Origin of the sequence: Nonomuraea rubra (genome assembly GCF_014207985.1) — a bacterium.
Classification (GTDB): domain Bacteria; phylum Actinomycetota; class Actinomycetes; order Streptosporangiales; family Streptosporangiaceae; genus Nonomuraea; species Nonomuraea rubra.
The window spans coordinates 2,828,552-2,847,639 of the sequence record NZ_JACHMI010000001.1; the positions used below are offsets into that span (position 1 = coordinate 2,828,552).

Below are 19,088 nucleotides of genomic sequence, written 5' to 3' on the forward strand. Positions count from 1 at the left end.
CTGAGACCGGGCAGGAGTCGATGCACAAGCGTTGCCCAACAGGGCCCCTGGTCTTGGCATATGGGATGCGGGTTTACAGTCGAGACTGTGGAGGCACAATATCCTGCTCACTGGGAGGCCGATGTCGTCCTGGCCGACGGCGGCACCGCGCACGTCCGCCCGATCAGGCCCGCCGACGCCGACCGCCTCCGTTCCTTCTACTCGCGGCTGTCCGACGAGTCGATCTATTTCCGGTTCTTCGGGCCGCGTCCCCGGCTCTCCGACCGCGAGGTCGAGCGGTTCACGAACGTCGACTACGTCAGCCGCGTCGCGCTGATCGCCACCATCGGCGCCGAGATGGTCGCCGTGATCCGCTACGACCGCACCGGCCCCGGCGAGGCCGAGGTCGCCTTCCTCGTCGAGGACGCGCACCAGGGCAGGGGCGTGGCCTCCGTCCTGCTGGAGCACCTGGCGGCCACGGCGCGCGAGCGCGGCATCGAACGGTTCATCGCCGACGTGCTGCCCGCCAACATGCGCATGACCGGGCTGCTGCGGCAGGCCGGCTACACGGCCCAGAGCCAGTTCGAGGACGGCGTCGTCCGCATGACGCTCGACCTCACCCCCACCGACACCTCAACCGAGGTGACGATCGCCCGCGAGCACCGCGCCGAGTCCCGTTCGATCGCCAGGCTCCTCACCCCCGGCTCCGTCGCGGTCATCGGCGCCTCCCGCGAGCCGGGCGGCGTGGGCCAGACCGTGCTGCGCAACCTCCTGGCCGCCGACTTCACCGGCCCCGTCTACCCCGTGCACCGCGAGGTGCGGGCGGTGGCGGGCGTGCGGGCGTACCCGAGCGTGAGCGAGATCGACGGAGACGTCGATCTCGCCGTGGTCGCCGTGCCGGCCGAGGGCGTGCTCGACGTCGTCAAGGAGTGTGCGGAGAAGGGCGTGCACGGCCTGGTCGTGGTCTCCTCCGGCTTCGGCGAGACGGGCGACCAGGGCAGGGCCAGGCAGGACGAGCTGGCCCGCATCGCCCGCTCCTACGGCCTGCGCGTCGTGGGCCCCAACTGCCTCGGCATCGCCAACACCGACCCGGCCGTCAAGCTGAACGCCACCCTGGCCGCCACCGTGCCCGGCAGAGGAAGGGTGGGCTTCTTCAGCCAGTCGGGCGCGCTCGGCACCGCGCTGCTGCAGCGGGTGGCGCAGCGCGGCATGGGCATCTCGTCGTTCGTCTCCGCGGGCAACAGGGCCGACGTCTCGGGCAACGACCTGCTGCAGTACTGGGAGGAGGACGACTCCACCGAGGTCATCCTGCTCTACCTGGAGTCGCTCGGAAACCCGCGCAAGTTCACCCGGCTGGCCAGGCGCATCGCGCGCAGCAAGCCCGTCGTGGTGGTCAAGAGCGGCGGCACCCCCTCCGGGCACTCGGCCGAGGAGCTGGGCCTGCCCGACTCGGCGATCAGCTCCCTGTTCGAGCAGGCGGGCCTGATCAGGGTCGACGACCTCATCCAGCTCTTCGACGTGGGGCAGCTCCTCGCCTACCAGCCGCTGCCCGCCGGACCGAGAGTCGCGCTCGTCACCAACTCCGACGCCCTCGGCCTGCTGGCCGCCCACGCCTGCCGCGCCGTCGGCCTCGAACCGCGCACCCCCGTCAACCTCGGCCCCGCCGCCGGCGCCGCCGACTACGGCCCCGCCCTCGCCGGCGAGCTGGCCTCCCCCGACGTGGACGCGGCCGTCGTCATCTACATGCCGCCCATCCCCGGACACACCGAGGAGGTCGCCGGCGAGCTGCTGAAGGTGTCGAAGGACTCGGGCAAGCCGGTGCTGGCGACGTTCCGCGGGCATCTGGGCATGCACCCGGCCCTGCGCGTGCCCGGCCCGTCGGCGCCGTCGCGCGGCTCCATCCCGTCGTACGCGGCCCCGGAGGAGGCCGTGCGGGCCCTGGCTCACGTGGTCCGGTACGCCACGTGGCGGGCCCAGCCTGCTACACCGCCACAGGAACTCGACGACATCGACACGGCACGCGCCAGAACGCTCGTGAACGAGACGCTGTCCGGCACCGACGCCGCGCACGCCGAGACGCCGTCCGTCAGCGTGCCCGACCCCAAGGCCGCGCAGGGCGGATCCACGCACGGCGAATCCACGCAGCTCAGATCCACACAGACCGGATCTACGCAGGCTGGGTTTGCGCAGGCTGGGTTTGCGCAGGCCGGGCCGCCGGTGGAGATCGACGCCACCGAGTTGCTGTCCTGCTACGGCCTGACCGTCTGGCCCGCCGAGGTCGTGCGCTCAGCCGACGAGGCAGTGGCCGCCGCCGAACGCCTCGGCTGGCCGGTGGTGGTCAAGGTGGCCGACCCGGGCGCCTCCCGCCGCGCCGGCACCGTACGGCTGGGGCTGACGGGCCCCGAGATGGTGCGGCACGCGTACACCGAGTTCGCCGAGCTGTTCGGCGAGGGGGTGGAGCTGGCCGTCCAGCGGATGGCGCCGCAGCCCGCCGTGCCCACGGTGGTCGGCGTCATCGAGGACCCCGCGTTCGGGCCGGTGGTGTCGTTCGGGCTGGGCGAGGTGACCGCGCGCCTCCTCCAGGACCAGGGCTTCCGCCTGGCGCCCCTGACCCGCGAGGACGCCTCCGCCCTCGTACGGACCGTACGCGCCGCGCCCCTGCTGTTCGGCGAGTACGGCTACCCGCCCGTGGCGGTGGACGCCCTGGAGGAGCTCCTCGTACGGGTCGGGCGGCTGGCCCACGACCTGCCGGAGGTGTCCCGGCTCGACCTGGACCAGGTGCTCGTGGGCGAGTCCGACGTCATGATCCTCGGCGCCCGCGCCATCCTCCGCACCCCGGCGGGCCCCCGCCTCGACGTCGGCCCCCGCAGACTGTCCTGACCCGCCCCCCGCCGCCTCCCGGACCACCTCGACACATCCGGTCCGGCCGCCCGGCCCGCGCCCCGGACCGCCTCAACCCGGACGGTCGTGGCCGTTCGGGCCCGCGCTCCGGCCCGCCCTCAACGCGGAGAGACGGGGCCGTCCGAGCCCGTGCTTCAGTCTGCCTCAACGTAGGCGATCGGGACCGTCGGCCGATGCTCTGGACACCCCAACGTACGTGGTCCGGGGCGTCTCGCCCGTGCTCCCGCCGCCCCGGCACGAACCTTCCGGTCCGAGCGGATGCTTGCTCAGGCGTATGCCCTCAGCGGATCCGCCCTCAGCGAATGAAGTGACCCAAGTGCCCGCTGTTGACCAGACAGAAGACGTTATAGAGCGTTATATCCGGCGGGTGAGTGCACTGCCCGGCCCTGGCAGGATGGAGCCATGAGGGAAACCCGAGTCTCAGCCGCGGGCCTGCGTGAAGCGATCGAGCGCAGCGGCTACTACCCCGACCTCGTCACCGATGCGGTCGAATCCGCGCTGGGCAAGGAGGCCGTGACCGCGTTCGTGGTCCACCACGAGGCGACCTTCGATCCCGCGATGGAGGTTCGCCGTCACGTCACCGTCCTGGTGCTGTCGGCGACGAGGCTGCTGGTCTGCCACACCGACGAGCACCCGGCCGTGGAGGGTGTCTCGGCGTCCCACGCCTCCACCACCACCGAGGCGGTCCGGCTGAGCCGCGTCCAGTCGGTGGCCGTCACCCGCGTCGTGCCCGACCCCGCCTCGTACGTCCCAGGCGTCCCTCCCACGGAGGTGACGCTCACGATCGGCTGGGGCGCCATCTCGCACGTGGACCTGGAGCCGGCGACGTGCGGCGACGAGAACTGCGAGGCCGACCACGGCTACACGGGCGCCATCACGGCCGACGACCTGTCGCTGAGAGTCAGCGAGGCCGCCGACGGCCCGGAGGCGGTCACCCACGTCCTCGCCTTCGCCAAGGCCCTTTCGGAAGCCACCGCCCGCGCCACCGCCTGACCCGCACGATGGCCCGGCTTGTGTGAAGGTCCGGCCTGCGCGACAGCCCGATCCACGTGACGGCCTGTGCATGGCCGTTGCAGGGCCGGTTCAGGTGGCGGCAGCACGGGTCGTGTGGTGGTGCCGGCTTGAATTGTGGCGGGAGTCCTGTGGCAGGTGCCCGTTCGAGCGGCGGCGGGAGTCGTGCGGCGCGGCCGGGTACACGTCGCGGCAGGGACGGGCGGCGACCACCCGTTCGGAAGGTGACTGTGTGCCGCGTGGGGCGAGAGCATCGCGAGGCCGGAGATCACCCTAGGACTACACTGAGGGACATGCTGGTGCCGGGATACGGCAGTGGGTCGCTGGCGGATGTGCCGCGGTCGCTGCTGGCCGCCCTGGGTCTGCGCGAGCCCAACGCGCTGGCCCTCCACCCCGTCGACCGCGTCTGCCTGTTCGTGGTGGACGGCCTGGGCGCCGAGTTGCTGCGCGCCCACCCCGAGGCCGCACCCTTCCTATCGGCCATGAGTGGCAGGACTCTCACCGCCGGTTTTCCCGCCACCACCGTCACGAGCCTGTGCACGCTGGGCACGGGCCTGACGCCGGGCGAGCACGGCATGGTCGGGCTGATGCTGGCCGTGCCGGGCACCGGCCACCTGTTCAACTGCCTGCGCTGGACGCTCCCCGACGGCCTGACCATGGACCCCGACGTGTGGCAGCCCGCCGCGACCGTCTACCAGCGCGCCGCCGAGGCCGGGGTCGAGCCCGTCTACGTGGCGCCCGCCGAGTTCGAGGGCACCGGCCTGACCAGGGCCGTCTACCGCGGCGTGCGTTACGTGCCCGCCGACTCCGTCGACGACCGGGTGGCCCGCGTCCACGAGACGCTGCGCGAGCGGCGCCCCGCGTACGTGACCGTCTACTACGGCGACCTCGACGCGGCCGGTCACATGGTCGGCTGGGGCAGCGACGAGTGGCTGCGCCAGCTCGGCATCGTCGACGACATGGCGCAGCGGCTGGCCGAAGGGCTGCCGCCCGGCTCCGCCCTGTACGTCACCGCCGACCACGGCATGGTCAACGCCACCGAGAAGCTCGACGCGGAGAGCGTCCCCGAGCTGACCGAAGGGGTGGCGCTGCTCGGCGGCGAGGCCAGGGCCAGGCACGTGTACGCCCGCCCGGGAGCCGCCAAGCAGGTGCTGGAGGCGTGGCGCGAGACCCTGAGCGGCAAGGCGTGGGTGGTGTCGAGGCAGGAGGCGGTGGAGTCGGGCTGGTTCGGCCCCCACGTCAGGGACGCGTGGCTCGAACGCATCGGCGACGTCGTGGCCGTCCCGCACGCCGACCTGGCCATCACCGCCCCGTCGACGCACCGCATCGAGGCGCTCTTCACCGGTTACCACGGCTCGCTCACGGCGGCCGAGCAGTACGTCCCGCTTCTGGAGGTTCAGTCGTGACCAGCCCGTTGATCACCCCTGCCGAGCTGGCCGCCCTCGACGGCCCCACCGTGCTCGACGTGCGCTGGCGGCTCGGCGGCCCGCCCGGGCTGGACTTCTACCGCGAAGGCCACATCGAGGGCGCCGTCTACTGTGACCTCGACACCGACCTCGCGGCCCCGCCCAGCGGCGGCGGACGCCACCCGCTGCCGGAGGCGGAGGCGTTCCAGAGCGCCATGCGGCGGCTGGGCGTCTCCGACGGGCGGCCCGTGGTCGTCTACGACGACGCCGGCGCCACCATCGCCGCCAGGGCCTGGTGGACACTGCGCTACTTCGGCCACCAGGACGTGCGCGTTCTCGACGGCGGCCTGCCCGCCTGGATCGAGGCGGGCCTGCCGACCACGAAGGAGGTCCCGCGGCCCGCGGAGGGCGACTTCACCGCGCGGCCGGGCGGGATGCCCGCGCTGACGGCCGACGAGGCGGCGGCGCTGGCCGGGCAGGGGGTGCTGCTCGACGCCCGGGCGGGGGAGCGCTACCGGGGCGAGGTGGAGCCGATCGATCCGGCGGCCGGGCACGTCCCCGGCGCGGTCAGCGCACCCACGACCGAGAACGTCGGCCCCGACGGCCGCTTCCTCACCGCCGACGCCCTCCGCGCCCGGTTCGCCGGCCTGGGCGTGCGCGAAGGCGTGCCGACCGGCGCATACTGCGGCTCCGGGGTGACGGCCGCACACGAGGTGCTGGCCCTGGAACTGGCCGGCCTCCCCGCCGCCCTCTACGTGGGCTCCTGGTCCGACTGGGTCTCCACCCCCACCCGCCCGATCGCCACCGGACTTTGAGCCTTCCTTCCTTTACGGCACAGCCAACGTCACCCCGCCCGCCCGCTCGCCACCGGTCTTTGAGCCTTCCTTCCCTTACGGCAAGCCAACGTCACCCCACCCACCGCACGTGGCCGGCCCCCGTCCAGGGAGACGCTCCTCCAGCTCACGCGCCGCCCGCCGCGACGCGCGCCATGTGGGCCGTCGGCGTGGTGATGCGCGGCCCCGGTGATGCCATGACCACGTAGCCGGTCAAGCATGCGCACGTAACGGCGCCCGGCCACGTGCGGGTTCAGCGGGCGTTCTCCTGGAGGCCCTCGGCCATGTGCGGCGGGTGGCGGTGACGTCGGCTCTGCCGTAACGAATGGAGCACGTAAACGAATGGAGAAATCAGCAGTACGGCTCGTTGCCGGCGCCGAAGCAGACGAAGCCGGGTTCGTCGGTTTTGGCCGCTGCGCAAGCCAGCGCCGCGTCGGGCGGCTGACCGGCAGCCAGCAGTTCGTGGAACGTGCTCATCACCGCCCGCGCCATCTCATCCCCCACCGGCACCATCCCCGCCACCACACAAGCCGCCCCCTTGGCCAGGAACGTCCCCGGCAACCCCAGCGGCGCCCCCTCCACCGGCGCGCGCGACATCCCGGCGTTGCACGCCGACAGCACCACCAGCCCGGCCGAGCGGGAGACGTCCAGCAGGTCGTAGGCCATGAGCTGGCCGTCCTCCAGCGTGATCCCGGACACCAGCGGGCTGCGCGCGTGGAACGTCCCGTGTGCGGCCAGGTGCAGGATGTCGGCCGTGGCGAGCGCCTCCAGCACCGGCCCGACGCGGCCGGGCACCTGCCGCCCGCCGGGATGGCAGGCGAGCACGTGCGCCACCTCGGCCTGCGCGTGCGACAGTGAGGGCCCGGCCGCCGCCACCACCTGGGGCCGGCCGCCGGGGCGTGAGCCGCGGGCGGTGCGGGCCCGCAGCCAGGCGGCGGCGCCGGCCGCGACGCTGACCGGCCGCTCGCGCAGGGACGGCAGCGCGCCCCACGGCACCGTGTGCAGCGCCCCCACCGGCACCACGACCAGCGGCCGGTCGGACAGCTCGGCGGCCATGGGCCGCAGCACCAGCCGTTCGAGCTCCGCGGCGGCGGCCTCGACGTCGTGCCGCCTGCTGAGGCGGCGCAGCGCGTACCGCAGGCGCACGATGGCGTCCATGACCTGGCGGAGGCTGCCCAGGCGCCGCAGCAGCACCCGGTCCTCGCTCAGCAGCACGGCCAGCAGCGTGTCCTTGTCGGCCACGTACTCGATCAGCGCTCCTCGACCCAGCTCGGCGCGGATGCGGTCGGGGTCCACCAGCGCGCACGCGTGCGCGGGGGCCGCCACGGCCCGCCACCGCTCCGCCCACTCGAACACCTGCTTCGGGCACCCGTCGCGCACCGCCAGCTCCAGCCCATAGGCCGCCAGCCGTTCGCCGGCCCTGGCCGCGTGGGCGCGCAGCGACGGGTCCTCGAACGCCTCCACCTGCCCGCTCACCTCCGCCAGCCCGTCGCGGACAGCGCGGAAGGCGCCCGTGACGTCCTCCTGCAGCGCCGCCTGCAGGGCGAGCGCGTGCTGGCGCACCGGCACCGGGATCTGCGACGCCTGCGCGAGCTGCCTGGCCTGCGGCTCGGAGGCCAGCGAGGTCAGCCGGGTGCCGGCGGGCATCCACCGCTCGCGCCGCTCGGCGTGCCGGGTGAGCCTGGCGAGCTGGGCGGAGGCGGTCGGGTGGTCGTCCACGGCCAGGGCCGCCTCGGCCGCCGCCAGCCGCAGCGCCGCCGCTCCCGCCGCGTGCGTGAACCCGTCCTCCAGCTCGTCGGCGCACGCGATCAGCTCCGCGACCAGCTCGGGCGTGACGGGTTCGAGCGCCAGCCGGGAGCGCAGGACGACCTCCCTGGCCAGCGGAAGCCACGACGTCCTGTCCTGCGCGGCCAGCTCGGCCGCCGCCTGCTCGGCGACCTGCCTGGCCCGGTGCGGGTCCCCGGTCAGCAGCTCCACCTGGGCCAGCTTCAGCCGCGCCTCCGCCAGCGCGACGTGCGCGGCCGACGCCTCCAGGTCCGGTACGGCCATCCGCAGCATGGTCCCCGCCTCGCCCGGCATCTGCGCCGCCAGCAGGGCACCGGCGAAGTCGGCCCGCATCGCGGCCAGCCGTTCCGGGAAGCCGAACAGGGTCTCCTCGGCGTCGCGGTAGTGGCGGAACGCTCCGGCGACGTCCCCGCGGCGGACCGCGAGGAAGGGCAGGTTGGCGGCGGCCAGGCGGGCCAGGTGCCACAGCCCGGCGTACTGGGAGATCTGCAGGCACGCGGTGAGGTCGCGCATGGCGGCGTCCCAGTCGCCGCGGTAGGCGTGGATGAGCCCGCGGTTGAGCAGGCCGCCGGCCAGGAACCGGCGGTCGTCGATGCTGCCCGGCGCGGTCACCAGGGCCAGCAGGGCGCGGTCGCAGGAGGCGATGGCCTCCTGGTGGCGGCCGAGGTGGGCCAGGGCGACCGCGCGCTGGGTGTCGAGCTTGGCCCGGTCGAGCGGGCACAGGTAGGCCCAGGCCAGGGCGGCCACGCGCAGGGCCTGGAGCGGATGGCCGCGTTCGGTGCGCACCGTGACGAGGGAGAGCCGCACCTGGGCGGTGCGCGCGGCGGGCGCCCCGCGGACGGCGAGGGCCTCGCGCAGGTGCAGCTCGGCCTTCTCCAGGTCGCCCAGCTCGCGGGAGGCCAGCGCCATCGTCCGCAGCCCCATGACCTCGGCCTCCGGGCAGTGGCCGCGGCGCGCGGCCTCGGTGATCAGGCGGCCCGCGCGCAGGGCCTGGTCGGGGTCGACCAGGGCACGCATCAAGGCGGCCTCGGCCGCTCTGACGAGCGGGTGGAGGTCGTCGGACGGGCCCTGCCCGTCGGCTGTCGCACTCATGGCCGGCCTCGATCGAAGACGGCCGGGAGCGGGGCGCGACCCTCCCGGCCGGGGACTGGCGGATCAGTGGCGAGTCAGTGGCCGGTCAGGGGCGGATGCGCACCCAGGTGGTCTGGATGGGCGCGTGGCCGGGCCGGTGACACACCACGCTGAGCCAGCCGGGTGGCAGGCCGGTGGCGACGAAGTGGCCGGTGTGGGCGATGCGTCTGGTCAGGGTCAGGTGCGGGGATCTCACATCGACGAGGGCGCCCTCTCCCGGATAGGGGGAGATGTGCCCGGCGACGTCGATGAGCCCGTCGCCCTCCGTCACCTCCAGGTCGAAGGTGAGGCCCGCCGCGACGAACCGCACCAGGTGCGAGCTGTCGTCGGCGCGCACGCTCCGGATCGTGGCGGCCTCGTGGGCGGCGGTCACCGCCTGGGGGATCCGCAGCCGCCAGGCGTCACGCGCGGCGGCGGACACCTGGCTGGGGATCGGATCGTTCCCGGAGGCCAGCCGGAGGGCCGCCAGGAAGTACTCGTCGTTGATCATTGCGCTGTCTCCTGTAGCGAGATCAGAGTGCGCAGTTTCTCCAGGCAGCGCGCCTTGGTCGGGCCGACGCTGCCGGTGGGCATCCCCATCCGCGAGGCCACCTGCTGGTTGCCGAGATCGTTGGCGACCAGCTGGAGCAGCGTGCGGCAGGGCTCGTTGAGGGTGGAGACCGTCTTCCAGAGCAGGTGCCGGTCGTCGGCCTCCAGGACGACGGCCGCGGGGTCGAGCTCGCTGACCGCCTCCGTGGAGGAGATCACCGGCAGGTCGTGCCGCCGGAGCAGGAGGGCCTCGCGGCGCACGGTCGTCATGAGCCAGCCCCCCACCGCCGCCGGGTCCCTGATGCTCCGGAGGTTCTGCAGCAGGCGCAGCCAGGTGCCCTGGACCGCGTCGGCCGCGTCGGCCGGGCTCAGGCCGCACGCGCGGGCCACGGCCCACATCCGCGGCCCGAACCTGGATTCGAGCTCGTCCCAGGCCGTCCGATCGCCGTCGTCGGCGGCTGCGAGCAGCTCCGCCGGATCGCGCATACGGCCTCCTTTCGCCGGCACGAGGGAGGAGATCATTCCTCCTCGTGTTTGTCCGGGGACTGAGCGTAAACTCTACAGACTCGCCGGGAAGAGAACCCCCAGATCGGGAATTTGCGGGGTCTCCTCGGAGTCAAGGAGGCTCCTGATCCACTTCTTGGCCGGCTCGTGCCTGGCCGCGTCGGCGATGGCGCCGGAGACCAGCGCCGTGGCGAAGGACGTGCCGCTCCACGCCGCGTAGCCGGCGTACTCGCCGGTGCCGAGATAGCTGCTGGTCAGCCAGTCGCCGCGGGCACATGCGTCGACCCAGGTGCCGTACCCGGAGTAGGGGGCCCTGCGCTGCTGGGTGGCGTCCACCGCCGCCACCCCGACCACGCAGGGCAGCGCGGCGGGCCAGAACGGCCGGTCGGAGCCGGTGTTGCCGGCGCAGGCCACCGTCACGGTGTCGTCCAGCGCCCCGATGGCGTCCGACAGCAGGGGCGGCGGCCGGTCGTCGAAGGTGTGGCCGCCGAAGGACAGGTTGATCACCTGCGGGGGCCGCTCGCGCATGCGGTAGAGGGTCCGTACGACGGAGGCCTCGTCGGTGAGGCCGTCACCGTCGAGCACCCGGTGCACGCGCAGCCGCACGCCGGGCGCCCGCCGTGTCAGCAGGCCCGCGATGAACGTGCCGTGACCCGCCTGCGAGCCCTCGGCGGCGTCGGCGTCCTCCGGGCCGACCCGGGCGTACCAGTCGCTGCCCGACCACCAGGGGTGCTTGGCGACGCCGGTGTCGAGCAGCCCCACCACCACGTCGGACCTGGCCCGGCCCGGCTTGTGGGGAACCTGCGGGGCGGGGAAGGGCCTGGACGCGGGGCCGCCGAAGAACAGGGGCTGGCCGCGCAGCACGTGGTTGGGCGAGGCCCGCAGGCCCTGCTCGCGGAGCTCGGCGGTGAGCTCGCAGGGGTCGACGCCGGGTGCCAGGTGCACGACGCAGACGCCGTCGGCCTCCGAGACCGCCTGGGTCCAGCGTGACACGGCGGCGAGCGCGCTCCGGTCGGTCAGCACCTGACCTGGCCGGATGAACGCCTCGCCGGCAGATTGCAGTTCCATGGGCGGGTATGTTTCCCCTGGGGGACCGCCGTCACCCGCCACTCACGCACCAACTTGGTATGGCCCCCCTCTGGTGTCGAGTAGCGACCGACGGTAGTCTCTCCCTAGTCACTTGTGATCATCCCGGGCTCGAGGCCGTTGGGGAAGGCGCACCTCGTACCGAAACGGGAGGTCCGGTGTCTGCTCGTGGCGTCCTTTACGTCCACTCGGCTCAGCCCGCGCTGTGCCCTCACATCGAATGGGCAGTCGCGGGTGTCCTTGGCGTGCCCGTAGATCTGACGTGGACTCCGCAGCCCGCCGCGCCCAACGTCGTGCGCGCACAGGCGGAGTGGGAGGGCCGGCCGGGCATCGCGGCGGCCATCGCCTCCTCCCTCATGGGCTGGCAGCGCCTCAGGTTCGAGATCACCGAGGACGCCTCGCCGGGCGTGGACGGTTCCCGGCATGCCTACACGCCGACGCTGGGCGCCTTCACGGCGGTCATCGGCGTCGCCGGCGACATCATGATCCCCGAGGACCGGCTGCGCGCCGCGATGATGATGGCCGCCCAGGGGCGGTGCGTGCTTGAGGAAGAGCTGGACAAGATGCTCGGCAAGCCGTGGGACGAGGAGCTGGAGCCGTTCAGGTACGCCGGCGACGGCGCGCCGGTGCGGTGGCTGCACGCGGCCGTCTAGGAATTGCTCCCGTAAGAGGCGAGGCGCCCGGCAACTGAACCGGGGACAACCAATGACATCCCGAGAGCGTCACATTTACGTACGAAGCGGGCGGCTTTCTCGGCGTACGTGGCGTCGGGGCAGCTGTCGAACCGCGGCGGGCTGCCGGCGACCCGGGCGCAAGCATGGAGAAGCCCGCGTCGGCGACCTGGGCCGCGTGGACGCGGGCCTGGTGGCCGAGCGGGCCGGTGGCGTGCGGCGACTCGACGCCGTTGGCGAGTCGCGCAGCCGGAGTGCCGGATTCCGATGATCGGCACCCGTTCATGGACGGTCACGCCCCCCGGGGTGAGCCTCTACGGCACCACCCCGCCGGGCAGGGTGGATCAGGCTCCCTTGAACACGACCGTCACGTTGTGGCCGCCGAAGCCGAACGAGTTGTTGACCGCGGCGATGTCGCCCTCGGGCAGCGTGCGGTTCTCGCCGTAGACGAGGTCCACCTCGATGCCGTCGTCGACGTTGTCGAGATTGATCGTGCGGGGGACGATCCGCTCCTGCAGCGCCTTGATGGTGAAGACGGACTCGATGCCGCCCGCGCCGCCGAGCAGGTGGCCGGTCATGGACTTGGTCGAGGTCACCAGCGGGTGCGTGCCGATGGCCTTGGCCACCGCCACCACCTCGCCGACGTCGCCCGACGGGGTCGAGGTGGCGTGCGCGTTGACGTGCTTGACGTCGAGCCCGGTGAGGCCGGCGTCGGTGAGCGCCTGCGTCATCGCCATGATCTGGCCCCGGCCCTCGGGCTCGGGCTGGGTGATGTGGTGGGCGTCGGCGGAGTAGCCGATGCCCGCGCAGTACGCGTAGATCCGCGCGCCGCGCGCCCTGGCGTGCTCCTCCGACTCCAGCACGACGATGCCGGCGCCCTCGCCGAGCACGAACCCGTCGCGGTCGCGGTCCCAGGGGCGGGAGGCGGCCTGCGGGTCGTCGTTGCGCTGGGACATGGCCCGCGCGGCGGCGAAGGCGGCCATGTTGAGGCCGTGGATGGCGGCCTCGGTGCCGCCCGCGACCACCACGTCGGCGCGGCCGGCCCTGATCATGTCCATCGCGTAGCCGATGGCCTCGGCGCCGGACGCGCACGCCGACACCGTGGCGTGCACGCCGGCCTGCGCGCCCAGATCGAGGCCGATCCAGGCGGCGGGGCCGTTGGGCATGAGCATCGGCACGGTGAAGGGCGACAGCCGGTTCCAGCCGCGCTCCTTCCACGTGTCGTACGCGCTGAGCGTGGTCGAGATGCCGCCGATGCCGCTGGAGACCACCACGCCGAGCCGCTCGGGCGCCACCTCGGGCGTGCCCGCGTCCTGCCAGGCCTCCCTGGCGGCGACCAGGGCGAACTGCTCGCTGCGGTCGAGGCGGCGGGACTCGGGCCTGGGCAGGACCTCGGTGGGATCGACCGCCGCCGTCCCCGCGAACTTCACGGGGACGGCGTCGATCCAGTCCGTGGTGAGGGTCTCGATACCCGACTGACCGGCGAGGAGAGCCGTCCAGGTCGAGGTGACGTCTCCACCGACGGGCGTCGTCGCGCCGAGTCCGGTGACGACGACACGTACCCGGTTCGCACTCACGTTTTCGCGCTCCTTACTGATCAGTGCGGGTGTGGATCTCTGGACGTCTTCAGTTCTGGATGAAGTTGAGGACGTCCTTGACCGTCTTCAGGTTCTTGAGCTGGTCGTCGGGGATCTCGACGCCGAACTCGTCCTGGGCGGCCACGGCGATCTCGACCATGGACAGGGAGTCGATGTCGAGGTCGTCCACGAAGCTCTTCTCGGGGGTGACCTCGGACGCCGGGATGCCCGTGATCTCGTTGATGATCTTGCCGAGGCCCTCGAGGATGTCCTGCTCGGTGGCAGCCATGTCGCTAGTTCTCCTTTGGTTCTTCCGGGTTTCTGTGCGATCGGTGCCGCACAAGCTTGTAGGACGATCGGATCCTACGGGGAGCCCCGTGCGGGGCCACCACCAGGACCGATCGAAGCACTTAGGGGATCTCGATCACTTGGCCCGCGTACGTCAGGCCCGCGCCGAAGCCGAGCAGCAGCGCCGGCTCGCCCGACCGGACCTCGCCGCGCTCCAGCATGCGCGAGAGCGCCAGCGGGATCGAGGCGGCCGAGGTGTTGCCGGCGTTGACGATGTCGCGGGCGATGACGGCCTTGCCGGCGCCCAGCTTGCGGGCGATGGCCTCGATGATGCGCAGGTTGGCCTGGTGCGGCACGAAGGCGGCCAGCTCCGACGGGTCCACGCCCGCGCGGGAGCAGGCCTCCAGCGCCACCGGGTGCAGGGCCGTGGTGGCCCAGCGGAAGACCGTCTGGCCCTCCTGGTGGAGGAAGTGGTCGCGGTCCTTGATGGCGATCGCGTCGGCCTTGTCGCCGGCGCTGCCCCACACCACGGGGCCGATGCCGGGGGTCTCGGACGGGCCGACCACGGCCGCTCCGGCCCCGTCGGCGAAGATCACGGCGGTGGACCTGTCGGTCCAGTCGACCCACTGTGACAGCTTCTCCGCGCCGATGACCAGCACGTTGCGGGCCGTCCCCGCACGGACGGCCGCGTCGGCGGTGCCGAGCGCGTAGCAGAACCCGGCACAGGCGGCGTTGACGTCGAACGCGCCGGGCGACTTGATGCCGAGGCGGTGCGCCACGACGGCGGAGGCGTTGGGGATCTGGGTCTCGAGCGTGCAGGTGGCCACGATGACCAGGTCGATGTCGTCAGCGGTCAGGCCGCTGGCGGCCAGCGCCTTGCCGCCGGCGATGGTGGCCATGTCCTCGAGCGACTCGCCTGCCGGGGCGACCCTGCGCTCCTTGATGCCGACCCGGGACTGGATCCACTCGTCGTTGGTCTCCATGGTCTTGGCCAGGTCGTCATTGGTGACGACGTTCGACGGCTGGTAGTGGCCGAGGGCCAGCACCCTGCCGCCTGGGGCGATGTCGGGGATCCTCACTTGATCAGCTCCCTGGCCGCGTCGAGGTCGTCGGGGGTCTTCAGCGCCACGGTCTGCACGCCGCGCAGGCCGCGCTTGGCGAGGCCGGTCAGCGTGCCGCCGGGCAGCAACTCGATCATCTTGGTGACGCCGAGCCCGGCCATGGTCTCCATGCAGGCGTCCCACCTGACGGGGCTGCTGACCTGGTTGACCAGTCTCTGGAGGAACTCGGCGCCGGTCGCGACCGCCTGCCCGTCGGAGTTGGACAGCAGGGTGATGCCGGGGTCCGCCGGTACGACGTTCCAGGCGGCTTCGCGCAGGCTCTCGACGGCGGGGGCCATGTGGTGGGTGTGGAAGGCTCCCGCGACGGAGAGCGGGATGAGGCGGGCGCGGGCCGGCGCGTCGTCCTTGAACGCCGCCAGCTGCTCCAGGGTGCCGCCGGCCACGATCTGGCCGGCGCCGTTGATGTTGGCGGGGGTGAGCCCGTGCTTCTCGATGCCGGCCAGCACCTCCTCCGCCACGCCGCCGAGCACGGCGGTCATGCCGGTCTCGGTGACGGCGGCGGCCTTGGCCATGGCCTGGGCGCGCTCACGTACCAGGTGGAGCGCCTGCTCGGGGGTGAGCACCCCGGCCAGCGCGGCGGCGGCGAACTCGCCGACGCTGTGGCCGGCCAGCAGGTCCGGGGTCGCGCCGAGCGCCTCGGCGGCGGCCAGCGCGGCGGCCACGAGCAGGGGTTGCGCGACGGCGGTGTCGCGGATCTCGTCGGCGCCCGCGGTGGTGCCGTAGGCGACCAGGTCGATCCCCGCTACCTCCGACCAGGAGCCCAGCCTGTCGGCCAGGCCGGGCAGTTCGAGCCATGGGGTCAGGAAGCCCGGCGTTTGGGCACCTTGGCCCGGGGCGACGAGTACAAGCACAAAAACCACCTTGCCCTGTAGAACTTCGACACGCGGATGGAGATCCGTACGAACTTTGTCCTGGGTGATTTGTAGGAACCCTACAGTGGGGATTTCGGCGGCATTACGTTAGAGCCCGCCACGTTTCAGCACTTTCCGCCAGCCTTCCCAGGATCAGGCCCACCTGCAGCGTGAACGCGGACCTGCCCTCGGTGGGCTGGTAGCCGGTCAGCTCGGTGATCTTCTTCAGCCGGTAGCGCACGGTGTTGGGGTGCACGAACAGCAGCCGCGCCGTCGCCTCCAGCGACGTGCCCTGCTCCAGGTACGTCGCGAGCGTGTCGAGCAGCGGGGTGCCGGCGAGCGGCAGGTAGACGTTCTCGATGAGCTGCTCCCTGGCGTCGGTGTCGCCGTCGAGCGCCCGCTCGGCCAGCAGGTCCTCGGCGTGCACCGGCCTGGGCGCGTCGGGCCAGCCGCAGGACGCCTTCAGCCCGGCCAGGGCCGCCCTGGCGGAACGGGCGGCGGCGTGCAGGTCGGGCACCTCGGGGCCGATGACGATGGGGCCCACGCCGAAGCGGGCCACGACCTGCTTGGCCGCGTCGTCGACGCTGCCGGCGCCGCCGACGATCACGATCAGCCGGTCGGCCTGCACCCCGGCCAGCAGGTCCATGCCGATGCGGCGGCCCTTCTCGCGCAGCCCGTCGATGACGGCGCGCGGATCGTCGTCGGGGGCGTGACCGGCGATGACGACCACGGGGGAGGAGGTCCAGCCGAGCGCGGCCGCCCAGGAGTGCAGGCCGTCGTCCACCTCGCCGCGCACGAGGGCGTCGACGATCAGGGCCTCCAGCCGGGCGTCCCACGAGCCCCTGGCCTCGGCCTCGCGGGCGTAGACGTGCGCGGCGGCGAAGGCCACGTCGCGCGTGTAACGCAGCATGGCCTGCTGGAGCTGGTCCTCGCCGCCGGGCGCGGCCAGCTCGTGGGTCTGCGCCTCGACCACCTCGACCACGACCCGGACGATGTCCACGGTCTGCTGCAACGAGATGGAGCGCTTGAGCTCGCGCGGCGCGGTGCCGAAGAACTCGATGCTGGGCGTGGGCCGGTCCTTGCCCGCGTGCTGGAACCACTCCACGAACGCGGCGATGCCGGCCTGGGCGACGAGCCCGACCCACGACCGGTCCTCCGCGCTGAGCGCGCGGAACCAGGGAAGCTGCTCGTCCATCCGGGACATGGCCGCGGTGCCGAGCGAGCCCATGGCTCGCTCGAGCCTGCGGGTGGTGTCCTCCCGGGTCCGGTCTGTCACGCCTCCTAGAGTGCCAGGTCCCTCCGGATGACCGGAACGGTGGTTCGGGCCGGTGCTAGATCACGGCGACCGCGGTGATCAGGCCGATCGCCAGGTGGGTCACGGCGAGCAGCCGCGCGCCGGGCTGCAGCTCGGGCTCCTTGACCAGGTCCCGTACGGAGATCCCGACGATCCGGTCGAACACCAGCATCGCCACCGTCTGCACCACGATGCCCACCAGCCCGAACACCGCCGTGCCCGCCAGCCCCTCGGCGAGCCGGCCGCCGGAGGCCCAGATGGAGGCGGCCACGATCAGGCCGACGGCGGCCAGGGCGGAGGTGGCCAGCAGGGTGGCGTTCGGGTTCCGCTCGCTGCGGATGATCTCGCTCAGCTTGCCGGGGGTGGCCCAGTCGATCACGTAGAAGCCGACGATCATCAGGATCAGGCCGACGGCGGCGTAGGCGGCGATGGCTCCCGAGCCGCGGGCGAGGGTTTCGAGCAGGGTCACGTCAGTTCCATTTCGTGCAGGGGTGTAGGGATCAAAGCGCAATGCGGTGGGGGACGAAGGAGGAGGTGTCGTCGGTGATGAGGCCGGTCGTCTCCCTGATGCCCAGGCCGGCGGACTCGTCGGCGACCATCCAGGCGCCGAGCACCGGCCGCTGCCCCTCGAAGACGGGCAGGGCCTCGAAGCCCTGGAAGACGTAGCCTTCCCGGCCGTAGCTCCCCGGCGTCTCCTGGGTGCCCTCGGGCGTGACGATGCGCATCGAGGCGCCCTCCCTGCCGAGCAGCGGCTTGGCGATGTAGGAGGTCAGGTCGCGAGGGCCGTCGAGGTAGGCGGGCAGCAGGTTGGGGTGGCCCGGGTTGAGCTCCCACAACACCGCCAGCAGCGCCTTGTTCGACAGCAGCGTCTTCCACAGCGGCTCGAACCAGGTGGCGTGCCGCACGGCGTGCCGGCCGAAGTCGTCCGACAGCATCCACTCCCACGGGTAGAGCTTGAACACCGAGCGGATCACGCGTTCCTCGACGTCCACGAAGCGGCGGTTGAGAGAGTCCCAGCCGATGTCCTCCATGGCCACGGCCACGGTCGGCAGGCCCGCCTGCTCGGCGGTCTCCTGGAGGTAGGCCACGGTCATGGCCTCCTCGCCGGTCTCGTCGGCGTTGGTGAACGCGAAGTGCGTGGGGCCCGGCGGCAGCCGCAGCTCCCGCCAGCGGTCGATGAGCCGCTCGTGGACGGAGTTCCACTGGTCGTCCCCGGGGAAGACGTCCTGCAGCCAGAACCACTGCACCACCGACGACTCCAGCAGCGAGGTGGGCGTGTCGGCGTTGTACTCCAGCAGCTTGGCCGGGCCGGTGCCGTCGTAGCGCAGGTCGAAGCGGGCGTAGACGTAGGCGTCGCGGCGCTCCCACGAGCGCGCGACCTCCTCCCAGGCCCACTCGGGGATGGCGAAGTCGGCGTAGCGGCCGGCCTCGACCACGTGGTCGACGGCCCGCAGGCACATCCGGTGCAGCTCCTCGACCTGCCGCTCCAGCTCCTCCACCTCCTCCATCGAGAAGACGTAGTGGACGGACTCGTCCCAGTACGGCCTGCTCAGCCCGGACGGGTGGGCGGCGCGGTGGTAGGCCAGCCCCTGGCTCTCGATCGTCTTCTCCCAGCCGTTCCTGGGAGCGGAATGTTCGCGGCGCACGGTCAGCTCCCGCCGGTCCAGCTCCGGCCGAAGCCGCCGCGCTGGATCTCCTTGCCGCTGCGGCTGGTGATGGTCACGTCGGAGGGCTTGAGCGTGGTGCCGCCCTGGACCCGGTTGCCGACCCGGTTACCGCCGTAGTACCAGACGTACGCTCCGCGCGAACCCCCGTAGTAGTAGCTCGTGCCGCCGCGGTTGTCGTCGTCGCAGTAGGAGTCGTCGACCACCACGTACGACCCGGCGGGGGGCGAGGAGGTGACGACGCCCGGCGACGGGGATGGAGAAGGCGACGGGGTGAGGGTCGCGTCGTCGTCCTCCACCAGCATCACGCAGTCGGCGGTGACCTCGTCGTCGTCATCCGACACGGCGGCACAGTAGCCGACGACCATCACGGACAGCACCCCGAGAACGACCAGCGGGACGACCTTGGACGATTTGCGCGGCGGTTCATTGGTCGCCTGCGGCGGTTTTGCCATCAA

The 19,088-nt window shown here is 72.5% G+C and carries 17 protein-coding genes; 5 read left to right on the forward strand and 12 right to left on the reverse strand.

Features of this window, described 5'->3' with window-relative positions; all coding sequences use genetic code 11:
* The first annotated feature begins 60 nt into the window (after nucleotides 1-60).
* The 4 genes from HD593_RS12875 (at nucleotide 61) to HD593_RS12890 (ending at nucleotide 6,112) form a co-directional block, all read left to right on the forward strand.
* Nucleotides 61-2,859 (forward strand): bifunctional acetate--CoA ligase family protein/GNAT family N-acetyltransferase, encoded by a 2,799-nt coding sequence (locus tag HD593_RS12875; RefSeq protein WP_185102397.1) that lies wholly within the window; start codon nucleotides 61-63, stop codon nucleotides 2,857-2,859.
* Between the two features lie 423 nt (nucleotides 2,860-3,282).
* Entirely contained in the window at nucleotides 3,283-3,873 is a 591-nt protein-coding gene (locus tag HD593_RS12880; protein ID WP_052422317.1) for a DUF5998 family protein, read from the forward strand.
* Nucleotides 3,874-4,184: 311 nt separating this feature from the next.
* Nucleotides 4,185-5,297 (forward strand): alkaline phosphatase family protein, encoded by a 1,113-nt coding sequence (locus tag HD593_RS12885; protein ID WP_185102398.1) that lies wholly within the window; start codon nucleotides 4,185-4,187, stop codon nucleotides 5,295-5,297.
* Complete coding sequence (locus tag HD593_RS12890) at nucleotides 5,294-6,112, forward strand: sulfurtransferase (protein ID WP_185102399.1); 819 nt, start codon at nucleotides 5,294-5,296, stop codon at nucleotides 6,110-6,112. Before HD593_RS12885 ends, HD593_RS12890 begins: the two co-directional genes overlap by 4 nt.
* A 369-nt stretch (nucleotides 6,113-6,481) precedes the next feature.
* On the opposite strand, the gene HD593_RS12895 is transcribed toward HD593_RS12890, so the two are convergent.
* From HD593_RS12895 to HD593_RS12910, 4 genes are all read right to left on the reverse strand, one after another.
* Nucleotides 6,482-9,007 carry a CHAT domain-containing protein gene (locus tag HD593_RS12895; protein ID WP_185102400.1) on the reverse strand — a complete coding sequence of 842 codons (2,526 nt, stop codon included), beginning with the start codon at nucleotides 9,005-9,007 and terminating at the stop codon, nucleotides 6,482-6,484.
* 85 nt (nucleotides 9,008-9,092) lie between these two features.
* Entirely contained in the window at nucleotides 9,093-9,536 is a 444-nt protein-coding gene (locus tag HD593_RS12900; protein ID WP_185102401.1) for a hypothetical protein, read from the reverse strand.
* Nucleotides 9,533-10,060: an RNA polymerase sigma factor gene (locus HD593_RS12905; protein WP_185102402.1), complete on the reverse strand. Its 528-nt coding sequence runs from the start codon at nucleotides 10,058-10,060 to the stop codon at nucleotides 9,533-9,535. The genes HD593_RS12900 and HD593_RS12905 overlap by 4 nt, the downstream gene beginning before the upstream one ends.
* Nucleotides 10,061-10,132: 72 nt before the next feature.
* Nucleotides 10,133-11,146 (reverse strand): S8 family peptidase, encoded by a 1,014-nt coding sequence (locus tag HD593_RS12910; RefSeq protein WP_185102403.1) that lies wholly within the window; start codon nucleotides 11,144-11,146, stop codon nucleotides 10,133-10,135.
* 176 nt (nucleotides 11,147-11,322) lie between these two features.
* Between HD593_RS12910 and HD593_RS12915 the strand changes: the two genes are divergently transcribed.
* Nucleotides 11,323-11,817, forward strand: a complete 495-nt coding sequence (locus HD593_RS12915) for a DUF3145 domain-containing protein (protein ID WP_253740559.1) — start codon at nucleotides 11,323-11,325, stop codon at nucleotides 11,815-11,817.
* 362 nt (nucleotides 11,818-12,179) lie between these two features.
* Here the strand turns inward: HD593_RS12915 and fabF are convergent, their stop codons facing one another.
* The 8 genes from fabF to HD593_RS12955 form a co-directional block, all read right to left on the reverse strand.
* Nucleotides 12,180-13,412, reverse strand: coding sequence for a beta-ketoacyl-ACP synthase II (gene fabF, locus HD593_RS12920; RefSeq protein WP_185102405.1), 1,233 nt, complete (start codon nucleotides 13,410-13,412; stop codon nucleotides 12,180-12,182).
* 49 nt (nucleotides 13,413-13,461) lie between these two features.
* A complete protein-coding gene (locus HD593_RS12925) occupies nucleotides 13,462-13,701 on the reverse strand; it encodes an acyl carrier protein (RefSeq protein WP_185102406.1) in 240 nt (79 codons plus the stop codon).
* 121 nt (nucleotides 13,702-13,822) lie between these two features.
* Nucleotides 13,823-14,779 (reverse strand): beta-ketoacyl-ACP synthase III, encoded by a 957-nt coding sequence (locus HD593_RS12930; RefSeq protein ID WP_185102407.1) that lies wholly within the window; start codon nucleotides 14,777-14,779, stop codon nucleotides 13,823-13,825.
* Entirely contained in the window at nucleotides 14,776-15,672 is an 897-nt protein-coding gene (locus tag HD593_RS12935; RefSeq protein WP_185102408.1) for an ACP S-malonyltransferase, read from the reverse strand. Before HD593_RS12935 ends, HD593_RS12930 begins: the two co-directional genes overlap by 4 nt.
* A 103-nt stretch (nucleotides 15,673-15,775) precedes the next feature.
* Nucleotides 15,776-16,900 carry a PucR family transcriptional regulator gene (locus HD593_RS12940; protein WP_185111805.1) on the reverse strand — a complete coding sequence of 375 codons (1,125 nt, stop codon included), beginning with the start codon at nucleotides 16,898-16,900 and terminating at the stop codon, nucleotides 15,776-15,778.
* A 103-nt stretch (nucleotides 16,901-17,003) separates the two neighbouring features.
* On the reverse strand, nucleotides 17,004-17,435 hold the full coding sequence (locus tag HD593_RS12945; protein ID WP_185102409.1) for a DUF350 domain-containing protein: 432 nt from the start codon (nucleotides 17,433-17,435) through the stop codon (nucleotides 17,004-17,006).
* A gap of 31 nt (nucleotides 17,436-17,466) precedes the next feature.
* The gene (locus tag HD593_RS12950) at nucleotides 17,467-18,612 is read right to left on the reverse strand and encodes a glutathionylspermidine synthase family protein (protein WP_185102410.1); all 1,146 of its coding nucleotides are present in this window, start codon (nucleotides 18,610-18,612) and stop codon (nucleotides 17,467-17,469) included.
* Nucleotides 18,613-18,614: 2 nt separating this feature from the next.
* On the reverse strand, nucleotides 18,615-19,085 hold the full coding sequence (locus HD593_RS12955) for a hypothetical protein (protein ID WP_185102411.1): 471 nt from the start codon (nucleotides 19,083-19,085) through the stop codon (nucleotides 18,615-18,617).
* Nucleotides 19,086-19,088: the final 3 nt, after the last annotated feature.

What these genes read in the sequence shown, in the direction of transcription:
- HD593_RS12940 (WP_185111805.1), bottom strand. Translation starts at nt 16,900, where the DNA reads ATGGGCTCGCTCGGCACCGCGGCCATGTCCCGGATGGACGAGCAGCTT.
- HD593_RS12955 (WP_185102411.1), bottom strand. Translation starts at nt 19,085, where the DNA reads ATGGCAAAACCGCCGCAGGCGACCAATGAACCGCCGCGCAAATCGTCC.
- HD593_RS12905 (WP_185102402.1), bottom strand. Translation starts at nt 10,060, where the DNA reads ATGCGCGATCCGGCGGAGCTGCTCGCAGCCGCCGACGACGGCGATCGG.
- HD593_RS12885 (WP_185102398.1), top strand. Translation starts at nt 4,185, where the DNA reads ATGCTGGTGCCGGGATACGGCAGTGGGTCGCTGGCGGATGTGCCGCGG.
- HD593_RS12880 (WP_052422317.1), top strand. Translation starts at nt 3,283, where the DNA reads ATGAGGGAAACCCGAGTCTCAGCCGCGGGCCTGCGTGAAGCGATCGAG.
- HD593_RS12895 (WP_185102400.1), bottom strand. Translation starts at nt 9,007, where the DNA reads ATGAGTGCGACAGCCGACGGGCAGGGCCCGTCCGACGACCTCCACCCG.
- HD593_RS12875 (WP_185102397.1), top strand. Translation starts at nt 61, where the DNA reads ATGGGATGCGGGTTTACAGTCGAGACTGTGGAGGCACAATATCCTGCT.
- HD593_RS12910 (WP_185102403.1), bottom strand. Translation starts at nt 11,146, where the DNA reads ATGGAACTGCAATCTGCCGGCGAGGCGTTCATCCGGCCAGGTCAGGTG.
- HD593_RS12900 (WP_185102401.1), bottom strand. Translation starts at nt 9,536, where the DNA reads ATGATCAACGACGAGTACTTCCTGGCGGCCCTCCGGCTGGCCTCCGGG.
- HD593_RS12925 (WP_185102406.1), bottom strand. Translation starts at nt 13,701, where the DNA reads ATGGCTGCCACCGAGCAGGACATCCTCGAGGGCCTCGGCAAGATCATC.